Here is a 13,032-nt window from a genome sequence, read left to right as displayed (position 1 = left end):
CGAAACGGTCCGGCATGATCCCCGTCAGCGGGCCGGTCGGCGTGCCCGCACTCGAAGGCTGGGGGTCCTCCATGGGACGGTTGCGCACGGGACTGGTCGCGTTCGCGCTGGTGGGAGCGGGTATGACGATGGCGGTGACGCCGGGCGGGACGGCCGTGGCGGCCGGGGCGGGCAAGGCCGCCACCCCGCCCGCGGCCGGCTGCGCGGCCGTGGACTGGGGGAGCCTGCCGAAGGACAGCGCCGTCGCCTGGCACAAGCCGCTGCGGGACATCAGAACCGGTCGTCACGACTGCTACGACCGCATCGTCTTCGACCTCCTCGGGCCCGGGACCGGCCGCCCGATCGGCTTCCACGTCCGCTATGTCGACCAGTTCCAGCAGGACGGCTCGGGTGATGTCATCCCCGTGCGCGGCGGCGCGATCCTGGAGGTCCGGGTCGCCGCGCCGAGCTACGACCCCGCCACCATGCAGCGGACGTACGACGGAAAGGCCGGGCAGCCGCTGCCCGAGGTGGACCTCGGCGGCTACCGCACCTTCCAGGACACCCGCTTCGGCGCCAGCTTCGAGGGTGACACCCAGATCGCCGTCGGGGTGCGCGAACGGCTGCCGTTCCGGGTCTTCCAGAGCGGAAACCACCTGGTCGTGGACGTCGCGCACAGCTGGCGCGGCTTCCGCTGACCCGGTCGGCCGGATTCACCGGCCCGGGCGTAGACGCGCATAATCCCGGACCGCTTGTGGTATAGCCCACAAAAGAGACAAAGGATCTTTTCCTGCTGTCACAGTGGTCCGCCGGAGGCCCCTCGGACGGGGCCTCTGTTCGGATCCCCCCTCTGTTCAGCGGTCGACATGCACGGGTCGTCTCCCCGGCGAGATCGTCGCGATACCCGGGAAGCAGGTCATGGCCTCACTTGCCCGGTGGTGTCTCCGCCGCCGCTTCACCGTCATCGTGCTGTGGCTCGTCGCCCTCGCCGGGACCACCGCCGCGGCGACGCTGAGCGGCTCCGCGTACTCCAACGACTACGGCGTCCCCGGCACGGAGTCCTCCCGCGCGACCGCGCTGCTGGAGAAGGCGTTCCCCGGCGAGAGCGGCGACGACAAGATCGTCTGGCACACCGACCGGGGCACCGTCCGCGCGGACGACGTCCAGCAGCGGATGACCAGGACGCTCCACGAGATCGCCCGGCTGCCCGGAGTGGCCGCCGTGGAGAGCCCCTACGGCAGCGGCGGAGCCGCCCGGATCAGCCAGGACCGGCACACCGCCTATGCCCCGGTGACCTTCGTCGCCAAGGGCGGAGAGCCGGACAAGGCCCAGGTGAAGCGGGTCGTGGAGACCGCGCGCGCGGCCGCCGGGAACAACCTCCGGGTGGCCGTCGGCGGCAGCGGCGTCGCCGGAACCGAGACCGCGAGCGGCCACCTCAGCGAGATCATCGGCGTGGCGGTCGCGGCCGTGGTGCTCTTCGTCGTCTTCGGCTCGCTCGCCGCGAGCCTGCTGCCCATAGCGACGGCCCTGGTGGGCGTGGGCACCGCCGCCATGGGCACGGTGCTGCTGGGCCACCTGATGAAGGTGGCCGATTTCGCGCCCATGCTGGGCACGCTCATCGGCCTCGGCGTCGGCATCGACTACGCCCTGTTCATCGTCACCCGCCACCGCAAGGGGCTGCGGCAGGGACTGCCCGTGGCCGTCGCGGCGGAGCGGGCGGTCGCCACGACCGGGCGCGCCGTCGTCTTCGCAGGCGGCACCGTCTGCGTGGCGCTGCTGGGCATGCTCATCCTCCGCCTGGGCTTCCTCAACGGCGTGGCCATCGCCGCCTCGCTGACCGTCGTCCTCACCGTCGCCGCCTCCGTCACCCTGCTCCCCGCCCTGCTGGGGCTGATAGGACCCCGGGCCCTCGGCCGCCGCGAGCGCCGCCGCCTCGCCCACGAGGGTCCCCGGGAGGAGCCCCCCTCGGGGCTGGCCGCCCGCTGGTCGGCCTGCGTCGAGCGCCACCCGAAGCTGCTGGGCGCGGCGGCCGCCGCCGTGATGCTGATCCTGGCCCTGCCGACGCTCTCCCTCCACCTCGGCACCTCCGACCAGGGCAACAACCCGGCGGGCTCCACCACCCGCCAGGCCTACGACATGCTGGGCCGCGGCTTCGGCCCCGGCGTCAACGGCCCGCTGACGCTCGTCGCCCCCCTCGGCAGCGCCGCCGACAGCCTCGCCTTCAACAAGCTGCCGGACACCCTCCGTCACACCCCCGGCGTCGCCTCCGTGACCCCCTCGGCCCTCAGCGGCAGCGGCGACACGGGCGTCATCACCGTCGTGCCCACGACGTCCCCGCAGTCCCGCGCCACCAGCGACCTCGTCGACCGGCTCCGGACGACCGTGCTGCCCAAGGCCACCGGGGGCACCGGCCTCGACGTCCGCGTGGGCGGCGTGACCGCCGCGTACGACGACTTCGCCGCGGTCATCCTCGGCAAGCTGCCGGTGTTCGTGGGCACCGTGGTGGGGCTGGGCTGTCTGCTGCTCCTGCTGGCCTTCCGCAGCATCGGCATACCGCTGAAGGCCGCGGCGATGAACATCGCGGCCGTCGCCTCCTCCTTCGGCCTGATCGTCGCCGTCTTCCAGTGGGGCTGGGGCAGCGAGCCGCTGGGCCTCGGCGGCGCGGGCCCGATCGAGCCGTTCCTGCCGGTGGTCATGGTCTCGGTGCTGTTCGGGCTGTCGATGGACTACCAGGTGTTCCTGGTCAGCCGGATGTACGAGGAGTGGCTGGCCACCCGGGACAACCGCCGGGCCGTCCGCGTGGGTCTGGCGGAGACCAGCCGGGTGATCAACTCGGCGGCCGTGATCATGATTTCGGTGTTCCTGGCCTTCGTGCTGAGCGGCGACCGGGTGATCGCCATGTTCGGCGTGGGCCTGGCCGCCGCGGTGGCCCTGGACGCCTTCGTCCTGCGGACGCTGCTGGTCCCGGCCCTGATGCACATGCTGGGCGGCGCCAACTGGTGGCTGCCGGCCTGGCTGGAGCGCGCCCTGCCGCGCATCAGCATCGAGCCGCCGGAGGATGCGGTGCCCGCCTTCGCGGGGCCGCGCGAGGGGTCAGCGCGTGATCACCACGTACAGGAGATCGATGGGCGGGTCGAAGGCGACGCTCTGGCCCTTCCCGATGTGGATGGGCGGCCCGCCGAACGCCGTGTAGGCGAAGACCTCGTCGGGGCCTGAGTCGATTTCCACCGTCTTGAAGCCATCCGCCCATCGGTGCACGCCGAAGGAGTGGAGGCAGAGGGCCGTGGACGGGCCGTAGATCCCGACCTCGCCGGCGGGGCAGCGGAGGGGTGGGGCATCGCGGCCCGCCGGTGTCGCGGACGCCGCCGGCGCGAGCGCGACCGTGCCGGCGAGGGCGGCGCCCACGAGTGCCGCCGCGAGGGATCTGCGCATGGGTCTCTCCCCGAATGTCTCCCGGAAGTGCTCCGACGCCTTCGATGGTGGGGAGCGCGGGGGAGCGGCGCACGCCCCTTCGGGCGCCGTCGAAACCGCCCGGTGGCGACGCGCGGACCGGGCCGCCCCGGAGCCTCAGCCCCGGCGGGGGCGGACGATCACGACGCCGGAGTCGAGGTCTATCGGGCCCGCGCCCGGGTCCCCGTCGCCGACGTCGTCGCGGGTGAGCTCCAGCCGGTTGCGTTCCTCCTCGGTGCGGGCGCGCCCGGGGTTGAACAGTTCCTCGAAGACGTTGAACATGTCGGTCCCTCCGTCGGCCCTCCGGCGACCGTCAGGTCACCTTCAGCCGCAGCAGCCGGTCGTCGTCGGCGGTCGGCCGGCCCCGTCCGTCGGTGTTGCTCGTCGTCAGCCACAGCCCGCCGTCGCCCGTAGGAACAACAGTGCGGAGGCGCCCGTAGTTCCCCTTGAGGAATGCCTTGGGGGTGGCGGCGGGCCCGGCGCCGCGGAGCGGGATCCGCCACAGGCGCTCGCCGCGCAGCCCGGCCATCCAGAGGGAGCCCGCCGCGTAGGCGAGCCCGCTGGGGGAGGCGTCGGCGGGCCGCCACTGCTCCACCGGGTCCGTCAGGCCCGCCCTGTGGGCCTTGCCCTCGACCACGGGCCAGCCGTAGTTCCGGCCCGGCTCGACGAGATTGAGCTCGTCCCAGGTGTCCTGGCCGAACTCCGAGGCCCACAGCCGTTTGTCCGCGTCCCAGGCCAGACCCTGCACATTGCGGTGGCCGTAGCTGTAGACGAGCGAGTCCGGGAAGGGGTTGCCGGGGGCCGGGCGGCCGTCGGGCGTCATCCGCAGGATCTTGCCGCCGAGCGAGCCCTTGTCCTGGGCCGGGTCCCGCTGCCCGGCCTCGCCCGTGCCGGCGAAGAGCATCCCGTCGGGGCCGAACGCGATCCGGCCGCCGTTGTGGATCTGGCCCCTGGGGATGCCGCGCAGGATGGTGTCGGGCGCGCCGAGCCGCTGCCCCTCCGGCCGTTTCTCGTCGACCAGCAGCCGGGCGACGCGATTGTCCGAATCGGTGGTGAAGTAGGCGTAGAGCAGATGGTCGGAGGCGTAGCCGGGGGAGAGGGCCAGGCCCAGCAGCCCGCCCTCGCCCGCCGCCGCGACGCCGGGCACGGTGCCGAGCGGGGTCTGCCGGCCGTCCTTCGCGGCGACCCGCGTGATCCGGCCGGTGTTCCGCGAGCCGACCAGCAGATCGCCGTCCGGCAGCGGGGCCACGCCCCACGGCGAGTCCAGCTTGCCGGCGACCGTGCGGACGACCTCGGCGGAGCCCTCGGCGGGCGGGGCGGACGCGGCGGGCGCGGTGCCCCCGCCCGGGCCGGAGGACGAGCCGGACGACGAATCGCCCGAGCAGCCCGTGGCGATCAGCAGCGAGGAGAGCGCCAGCGCCGCCGTGACGGCGGCGCGGCGGGGGAGGTGCCCGGTGGACAAGTGCACGGCAAAAGGTTCCTCTCGGGTGAAAGGGTTCCTCTCGGGTGAGTGGGACACTCCTCCTTGATACACCCCGATCCTTGATTCACCCGGCCTCCTCGGTACACCCCGTCAGTACCAGGACCCCATCGCCTGGGGCAGTGCCGTGATCTCCGCCAAGTCCTCGGCGCTCAGCCGCAGTCCGGCGGCCGCCGCGTTCTCCACCGCCCACGCGGCCTTCTTCGTGCCCGGCACCGGCACCACGTGCCGGCTCTGCGCCAGCACCCAGGCCAGGGCCACCTGCGCCGCCGTGGCGTCGTGCCGCTCCGCGACCCGCCGCAGGCCCGCGACTATCGGCTGGTTCGCGGCCATCATCTCCGCCGTGAAGCGCGGGTGACGGGCCCGCAGGTCCTCCGGCTCGAAGCCCTGGCCGGGAGTGAGCGTGCCACTGAGGAAACCATTCCCCAGGGGCATCGCCGCCAGCATCCCCACCCCCCGCGAGGACAGCCACGGCACCAGCCGGTCCAGCGCCTCCCGCGACCAGACCGACAGCTCCGCCTGGACGCAGCTGACCGGGAAGACCTGCTGCACCCGCTCCAGCTGGGCGATCGTCGCGTCGTACATCCCCGTCCGCGCCCCGGCCGAGGAACCGAACCTGCGCCGGGCCCGCGCGTCGATGGCGCACCAGCCCAGCGCCCGCACCTTGCCCGCCGAGACCAGCTCGGCCATCGCGCCCCACGTCTCCTCGACCGGCACCTCGGGGTCCGGGCGGTGGAGCTGGTAGAGGTCGATGACATCGGTCTGGAGCCGGCGCAGCGAGGCGTCGCACGCCCGCCTCACATAGCCCGGACGGCCGTTGGCGACGACGTGCTGATCGCCCACCAGCAGCCCGCACTTGGTCGATACGAACGCCTCCGCGCGCCGCTCCCGCAGCACCCGCCCCACCAGCAGCTCATTGGTGAACGGCCCGTACATGTCGGCCGTGTCCAGAAGGCTGGCCCCGGCGTCCAGGGCCGCGTGGACCGTGCGCAGCGCGCCCTCCCCGCTCTGCTGGGACGCGGTGTACGCCCAGTGCATCGGCATGCACCCCAGGCCGATCGCGCCCACCTCGAGCGCCGTCGCACCGATTGTCCTGCGCTCCACCCGCGGTTCCCCTCCCGTTCCTCGCCCCCAAACTAACCTCTGGTGTCGGGGCCCCTTCGCATAGCCTCCAGACATGAGTGCAGATCACAGCGGTTCCGCCGCACGCCCCCTGGCCTGGCTGCCGATCCCCCCGGAGGAGATCGACGACCTGCCGCGGGGCCTGGACTACGCCCACTGGGACGGCGGCCCCGACTTCCCCGGCGACCCCGCCCGTTGCGCCTTCTACTGCGTTCCCTACATGAAGGGCGCCGCCGTGGCGACCCGGCCGCTGTCGCGGATGAGCGGGCTGCGGGTCGTCCAGGCGCTCACCGCCGGGGTGGAGGAGCTGCTTCCGGAGGTGCCGTCGCTGCCGTCCGGCACACGGTTGTGCAACGCCCGCGGGCTGCACGACGCGAGCACCGCCGAGCTGGCCCTGACCCTGACGCTCGCCGCGCTCCGGGGCGTGCCCGGCTTCGTCCGGGCGCAGGACGCGGGGGAGTGGCGGCCGGAACTGCGCCCGGCGCTCGCCGACAGATCGGTGCTCGTCGTCGGCTACGGCTCGATCGGCGCCGCCATCGAGGACCGGCTCGCGGCCTTTGAGTGCGCGCGGGTCGTACGCGTCGCGCGCTCCGCGCGTGTCACAGCACGCGGTCCGGTCCACCCGGTGGCGGACCTGCCGGAGCTGCTGCCCGACGCCGATGTGGTGATCCTCTCGACGCCCCTCACTCCGGAGACCGTCAAGCTGGCCGACGCCGGGTTCCTGGCCCGGATGAAGGACGGCGCGCTCCTGGTGAACGTCGCCCGGGGCGGCGTGGTGGACACCGGGGCGCTCCTGGCCGAGCTGGAGAGCGGCCGGCTGACCGCCGCCCTGGACGTCACCGACCCCGAGCCGCTGCCCGCCGGGCACCCGCTCTGGAAGGCGCCCGGAGTGCTGATCACCCCCCATGTGGGTGGGCCTTCTTCGGCCTATCTGCCCCGCGCCAAGGCCCTCTTGCGCGATCAACTGGCCAGATTCGCACTGGACGAGCCTCTGCGGAATGTCGTAGCCACGGCGTAGTCGTCACGGACCGGAACCACTCAGAGACAGCGTTTGGATGCGCTGCGTATCCGTAATCCGGCGGCTGGTTACGCTATGTATATGAGCTATGTCCCTGAGTGACGACTCTGGTGTATCGTCCCGACGGGGGCCGCTCCAGGCACGGCACGGGGGCGGCGAAGGACCGGAACTCGAGGGGGGCGACGGGCGATGGACGGCCAATGGACGATCTACCCGACGCGACGGGGCCACCGATCACAGCTTCCGTTCGGTCCGCTGAGGGCGGCGGAGCGGTGAGCGCCCCCGGAGCGGCGCTCCCGCGCCGGCCCGCCCCCGCCGGGGGGCCGGGCGTGCTCCCGCAGCTCGTCCTCGCCATCGTCTGCGGGGGCTACGCGACGGGCGCGGCCCTCGGCTGGGGCTCGCCCGAGCTCGCCGCCACCATGGGCGACTTCGGCCTGAGCGGCGCCGCCGGCCTCGCCGCGACCTCCTGCGTCTGGTACGGGCGGACCCGCAGTACGCGCTTCCGCCCCGCCTGGCTGCTGTTCGCCGCCTCGTCCGCCATGGCGGGCTTCGGCAACTTCGTCTGGGGCTGGTACGAGGTCGTGCTCGGCCGGCACGTGCCGAGCCCGTCCCCGGCCGACTTCTGCTTCCTGCTCTTCGCGCCGCCCGCCATCATCGGCCTGCTGGTGCTCGCCCGCCGCCCGGTCACCCGGGCCGGCTGGGTCTGCCTCGCGCTGGACTCCTGGCTGATCGGCGGCTCGCTGCTCACCCTCTCCTGGAGCCTGGCCCTCGCCCACACCGCGCACTTCGCGGGCGAGACCGTCGCCCACGCCGCGCTCTCGCTCGCCTACCCGCTGCTGGACATCGTCCTGGTGTCCATGGTGCTGGCGCTGCACTTCAAGCGCTCCTCGGCCAACCGCTCCGCCATCAACACCGCCATCGCGGCCCTCGCCCTGACCGTCCTGTGCGACGCGCTGTTCACCTCGCCGCTGCTCCAGGCCAACTACCGCTCCGGGCAGATCCTCGACGCCGGCTGGTTCGCGGGCTACATGCTGATGGCCTACGCGCCCTGGGTCGCCCGCGAGGAGCGCGAGAGCGCGGCCCGGCCCGGCCGTCAGCCGGCCCCGCCCGCCGGGCGGCCCATCGCCGGCTCCCTCGCCGCCCTCACCCCGTACCTCGCGGCCGCCGTCTGCACCCTGGGCATCCTCTACAACGTCCTCGACGGCCACCACGTCGACCGCGTCGTGCTCTTCACCGGCTGCACGGTCGTCCTGGCCCTCGTCGTGCGCCAGGGCATCATGCTGCTCGACAACATCTCCCTCACCCAGGAACTCGCCCAGAAGGAGAACCACTTCCGCTCCCTGGTGCAGGGCTCCAGCGACGTCATCATGATCGCCGCGCCCACCGGAATACTGCGCTACGTCAGCCCCGCCGCCGCCGGTGTCTACGGGCGCGACGCGGAGGAGCTCGTCGGCTCCGAGCTCGCCTCGCTCATCCACCCCGAGGACCTGGGCCGCGTCGTCCACGAGGTGCGCCGCTTCCTGGCCGCGCCGCCCGCCGAGGAGCCCACCACCCGCATCGAGTGCCGCTTCCGCTCCGGCAGCGGCGACTGGCTCAACGTCGAGTCCACCGTCAACCGCCACCACGGCGGCCTGATCTTCAACAGCCGCGACGTCACCGAACGGGTCCGGCTCCAGGCCCAGTTGCAGCACACCGCCGAGCACGACCCGCTCACCGACCTGCCCAACCGCGCCCTGTTCACCAAGCGCGTCCAGCAGGCGCTCGCCGGCCGGAGAGTCACCGACGCCGGCACGGCCGTGCTCTTCATCGACCTCGACGGCTTCAAGGCCGTCAACGACACCGTCGGCCACCAGGCGGGCGACGAACTGCTGATCCAGGCCGCCCGCCGGCTCCAGGACTCCGTGCGCGCCGGGGACTCCACCGCCCGCTTCGGCGGCGACGAGTTCGCGGCCCTCATCATCGGCGACGGCACCCGCGACCCCGCCGCCCGCGAGTACCGCATCCTGGAGGTCGCCGACCGGCTGCGGCTCACCCTCTCCCAGCCCTACCTCGTCGAGGGCGGCACCGAGGTCCGCGTCGCCGCCAGCATCGGCGTCGCCTTCGCCGAGCCCGACATCACCCCCGGCACCCTCATGCGCAACGCCGACCTCGCCATGTACCGCGCCAAGCAGGCCGGAAAGGGCCGCGTGGAGCTCTACGCCCCCCAGATGCAGGCCGACGTGGTGCGCCGCACCGAACTCGCCAGCCGGCTGCGCACCGCGCTCCACGACGGCGAGTTCGCCCTCCTCCACCAGCCGGTCGTCGAGCTGGCCACCGGCCGGATCACCGCGGTCGGCGCCCAGGCCCGCTGGCGCTCCGCCCAGGGCATCCTCTTCACCCCGGACGAATTCCTCCGCGTGGCCGAAATGGACCGGGTCGACGAGAGCGCCCGCACCGCCGAGCTCGGCCGCTGGACGCTGGAGCGGGCCGCCGAGCAGGCCGGCCGCCGCCGCCTCGCGGGCTACACCGTCCCCGTGCACGTCCGGATGTCCGCCGCCCGGCTGCTGGACAAGTCGCTGCCCCCCAAGAGCGTCGAGGCCCTCATCCTCCGCCACGGACTGCCCTCCGGATCACTGGTCCTGGAGCTCTCCGGCAGCGATCCCCGCCTGCCCCTCGACGAGCTGGAGCACCGGCTGGTCTCCCTGCGCCGCTTCGGCGTCCGCATCGCCCTCGACGGCTTCGGCACCGGCTACGCCGCCATGAGCGCGCTGCGCCGCCTCCCCATCGACGTCCTCAAGCTCGACCGCGGCCTCGTCGACGGAGTGGCCGAATCCGCCCGCCTCCACAAGATCACCGCCGGGCTGCTGCGCATCGCCTGCGACCTCGGCATGGAGTCCGTCGCCGACGGCGTGGACGATCTGGAGCAGGCCCGCGTCCTGCGCGCCATGGGCTGCACCCACGGCCAGGGCATGGCCTTCGCGGGCGCGCTCGACGAGCACCGGCTGCGCCACGCCCTCGACCGGGCCCCCTACCCCCTGCCGGGCCTCATCCCCGACGCCCTGGCCGCCACCCTTCCGGGTGATCCCACGGACGGCGGGAACCAGGTGCTCGTCGGGGGCGCCCTGCCCGTACGCTCCGGAGTGGCGGGCGGCGCGGGAGCCCTCGCCCATGCTCCATTGCGCTCAAATAATGAGACGCCCGTCCCACCCACTTGACACCCCTGGTGCACCAGAGGGAGGGTCGATCCCATGCGCACCCGAATTCTCGTACTTGGACAGCGCGTCGGCTGAAGCAGGCCGCCCATGAGGCCCTGCTGACCACCCCGGCGCGCTCCCCTCGCTTGCCTCACGGCACGAGGGGTTTTTTGTTTTCCGCATCACCCAGTCATCCGTCGAAACCGTCGAACCGAAGCCTTCGAGAAGAGAATGTCGATGACAGAGCAGGCCAACGGGGCCCACCATCATCCGCAGCCGCGGCCCCGCAGCGGCGCGGCACAGCAGCCCGCCACCGTCGAGCACGTCACGGGCGCGCAGTCCCTCATCCGCTCGCTGGAGGAGGTGGGGGCCGAGATCGTCTTCGGCATCCCGGGCGGCGCGATCCTGCCGGCGTACGACCCGATGATGGACTCCTCGAAGGTCCGCCACGTCCTCGTCCGCCACGAGCAGGGCGCCGGCCACGCCGCGACGGGCTACGCCCAGGCCACCGGCAAGGTCGGGGTGTGCATGGCGACGTCGGGTCCGGGGGCCACCAACCTCGTCACCCCGATCGCCGACGCCCACATGGACTCGGTGCCGCTGGTGGCCATCACCGGCCAGGTCGCCTCGAAGTCCATCGGCACGGACGCCTTCCAGGAGGCGGACATCTGCGGCATCACGATGCCGATCACCAAGCACAACTGGCTGGTGACCGACCCGGCCGAGATCCCCCGGACCATCGCGGAGGCGTTCCACGTCGCCTCGACCGGCCGCCCGGGACCGGTGCTCGTCGACATCGCCAAGGACGCCCTCCAGGCCCGGACGGTCTTCTCCTGGCCGCCCCACACCGACCTGCCCGGCTACCGGCCCGTCACCAAGCCGCACGCCAAGCAGATCCGCGAGGCCGCCAAGCTGATCACCCAAGCGCGGCGCCCGGTCCTCTACGTCGGCGGCGGCGTCCTCAAGGCCCGGGCCACCGGCGAGCTGAAGGTCTTCGCCGAGCTCACCGGCGCCCCGGTGACCACGACGCTGATGGCGCTGGGCGCCTTCCCCGACAGCCACCCGCAGCACCTGGGCATGCCCGGCATGCACGGCTCGGTCGCCGCCGTCACCGCGCTCCAGAAGGCGGACCTGATCGTCGCGCTCGGCGCCCGCTTCGACGACCGGGTGACCGGCAAGCTGGATTCCTTCGCGCCGTACGCGAAGATCGTCCACGCCGACATCGACCCGGCCGAGATCGGCAAGAACCGCACCGCGGACGTGCCCATCGTGGGCGACGCCCGCGAGGTGCTCGCCGATCTGATCGTCGCCGTCCAGGCGGAGCAGGCCGAGGGCCACGCCTGCGACTACGCCGACTGGTGGACCGACCTCGACCGCTGGCGCGCCACCTACCCGCTGGGCTACGAGCAGCCCGCCGACGGCAGCCTCGCCCCGCAGCAGGTCATCCAGCGCATCGGCGAACTCGCCCCGGCGGACACCATCTTCACGGCCGGCGTCGGCCAGCACCAGATGTGGGCCGCCCACTTCATCCGCTACGAACAGCCCCGCACCTGGCTCAACTCCGGCGGCGCGGGCACGATGGGCTACGCGGTGCCCGCTGCGATGGGCGCCAAGGCCGGCGCCCCGGACCGCACGGTCTGGGCCGTCGACGGGGACGGCTGCTTCCAGATGACCAACCAGGAGCTGGTCACCTGCGCGCTCAACAACATCCCCATCAAGGTCGCCATCATCAACAACGGCGCGCTGGGCATGGTCCGCCAGTGGCAGACCCTCTTCTACAACCAGCGCTACTCCAACACCGTGCTCCACACCGGCCCCGCCGTGACCGACGGCGGCTCCGCCGAGGGCGCCGGCACGGAGCCGTGCGCCGGGACCCGGGTGCCGGACTTCGTCAAGCTCGCCGAGGCCATGGGCTGCGTGGGCCTGCGCTGTGAGGACCCCGCCGACCTGGACAAGGTCATCGCCGAGGCCAACGCCATCAACGACCGGCCGGTCGTGGTCGACTTCATCGTCCACCAGGACGCCATGGTCTGGCCGATGGTCGCCGCCGGGACCTCCAACGACGAGATCCTCGCCGCGCGCGGCGTCCGCCCCGACTTCGACGGCATCGACGACGACTGACCGGCGACGACCGATCGATGACGAACGACCGATGACGCCCCACCGCCCGACGTACGACCCTCACCGACTCACGAGACGAGAGGCTCACGAGGCCGACCCCATGACCAAGCACACGCTCTCCGTCCTGGTGGAGAACACTCCCGGCATCCTCGCCAGAGTCGCCGCGCTGTTCTCCCGCCGCGGCTTCAACATCGACTCCCTCGCCGTCGGGGTGACCGAGCACCCCGACATCTCCCGCATCACGATCGTCGTCAACGTCGAGTCGCTGCCCCTGGAGCAGGTCACCAAGCAGCTCAACAAGCTCGTCAACGTGCTGAAGATCGTGGAGCTGGAGGACAGCGCCGCCATTCAGCGCGAGCTCGTCCTGGTGAAGGTCCGCGCCGACAACGAGACCCGCTCCCAGATCGTCGAGATCGTCCAGCTGTTCCGCGCCAAGACCGTCGACGTCTCCCCGGAGGCCGTCACCATCGAGGCCACCGGCGGCAGCGACAAGCTCGGCGCGATGCTCAAGATGCTGGAGCCCTTCGGCATCAAGGAACTCGTCCAGTCCGGGACCATCGCGATAGGACGTGGCGCCCGGTCCATCACGGACCGCAGCCTCCGCGCGCTCGACCGCTCCGCCTGACGACTTCCCCCACCCCCGACCCCCTTTCCCGTCCGCCCGTCATACGGTGGGACGCACCACCGGA

9 protein-coding genes are annotated in these 13,032 nt (G+C 72.6%); 6 read left to right on the top strand and 3 right to left on the bottom strand.

All coding sequences use genetic code 11. The annotated features are described in order from the left end of the window. Positions 1-71 precede the first annotated feature (71 nt). Positions 72-677 carry an AMIN-like domain-containing (lipo)protein gene (locus IE096_RS11225; protein ID WP_373298112.1) on the top strand — a complete coding sequence of 202 codons (606 nt, stop codon included), beginning with the start codon at positions 72-74 and terminating at the stop codon, positions 675-677. A gap of 220 nt (positions 678-897) precedes the next feature. Continuing rightward, a complete protein-coding gene (locus tag IE096_RS11220; RefSeq protein WP_189451246.1) occupies positions 898-3,195 on the top strand; it encodes an MMPL family transporter in 2,298 nt (765 codons plus the stop codon). Positions 3,196-3,546: 351 nt separating this feature from the next. Here the strand turns inward: IE096_RS11220 and IE096_RS11215 are convergent, their stop codons facing one another. The 3 genes from IE096_RS11215 to IE096_RS11205 all read right to left on the bottom strand — a co-directional run bounded on the left by IE096_RS11215 (position 3,547) and on the right by IE096_RS11205 (position 6,013). Next, entirely contained in the window at positions 3,547-3,711 is a 165-nt protein-coding gene (locus tag IE096_RS11215) for a DUF6191 domain-containing protein (protein WP_189451244.1), read from the bottom strand. A gap of 31 nt (positions 3,712-3,742) precedes the next feature. Continuing rightward, positions 3,743-4,897, bottom strand: a complete 1,155-nt coding sequence (locus IE096_RS11210; RefSeq protein WP_229820109.1) for a PQQ-dependent sugar dehydrogenase — start codon at positions 4,895-4,897, stop codon at positions 3,743-3,745. Positions 4,898-5,002: 105 nt separating this feature from the next. Continuing rightward, a complete protein-coding gene (locus tag IE096_RS11205; protein WP_189451242.1) occupies positions 5,003-6,013 on the bottom strand; it encodes an aldo/keto reductase in 1,011 nt (336 codons plus the stop codon). 73 nt (positions 6,014-6,086) lie between these two features. Here IE096_RS11205 and IE096_RS11200 point away from each other — a divergent pair, with 73 nt between their 5' ends. From IE096_RS11200 to ilvN, 4 genes are all read left to right on the top strand, one after another. Then, positions 6,087-7,049 carry a 2-hydroxyacid dehydrogenase gene (locus IE096_RS11200; protein WP_189451240.1) on the top strand — a complete coding sequence of 321 codons (963 nt, stop codon included), beginning with the start codon at positions 6,087-6,089 and terminating at the stop codon, positions 7,047-7,049. A 272-nt stretch (positions 7,050-7,321) separates the two neighbouring features. Next, complete coding sequence (locus tag IE096_RS11195) at positions 7,322-10,243, top strand: putative bifunctional diguanylate cyclase/phosphodiesterase (protein ID WP_189451238.1); 2,922 nt, start codon at positions 7,322-7,324, stop codon at positions 10,241-10,243. Positions 10,244-10,459: 216 nt separating this feature from the next. Further along, positions 10,460-12,343 (top strand): acetolactate synthase large subunit, encoded by a 1,884-nt coding sequence (locus IE096_RS11190; RefSeq protein WP_189451236.1) that lies wholly within the window; start codon positions 10,460-10,462, stop codon positions 12,341-12,343. 100 nt (positions 12,344-12,443) lie between these two features. Further along, a complete protein-coding gene (ilvN, locus tag IE096_RS11185; RefSeq protein ID WP_189451234.1) occupies positions 12,444-12,968 on the top strand; it encodes an acetolactate synthase small subunit in 525 nt (174 codons plus the stop codon). Positions 12,969-13,032: the final 64 nt, after the last annotated feature.

Source organism: Streptomyces abikoensis (assembly GCF_014648775.1).
GTDB lineage: Bacteria > Actinomycetota > Actinomycetes > Streptomycetales > Streptomycetaceae > Streptomyces > Streptomyces abikoensis.
This window is presented reverse-complemented; position numbering and strand designations above follow the sequence as displayed.

Coding starts and splice junctions, on each gene's coding strand:
- IE096_RS11225 (WP_373298112.1), top strand. CDS start 72: ATGGGACGGTTGCGCACGGGACTGGTCGCGTTCGCGCTGGTGGGAGCG.
- IE096_RS11220 (WP_189451246.1), top strand. CDS start 898: ATGGCCTCACTTGCCCGGTGGTGTCTCCGCCGCCGCTTCACCGTCATC.
- IE096_RS11215 (WP_189451244.1), bottom strand. CDS start 3,711: ATGTTCAACGTCTTCGAGGAACTGTTCAACCCCGGGCGCGCCCGCACC.
- IE096_RS11200 (WP_189451240.1), top strand. CDS start 6,087: ATGAGTGCAGATCACAGCGGTTCCGCCGCACGCCCCCTGGCCTGGCTG.
- IE096_RS11190 (WP_189451236.1), top strand. CDS start 10,460: ATGACAGAGCAGGCCAACGGGGCCCACCATCATCCGCAGCCGCGGCCC.
- ilvN (WP_189451234.1), top strand. CDS start 12,444: ATGACCAAGCACACGCTCTCCGTCCTGGTGGAGAACACTCCCGGCATC.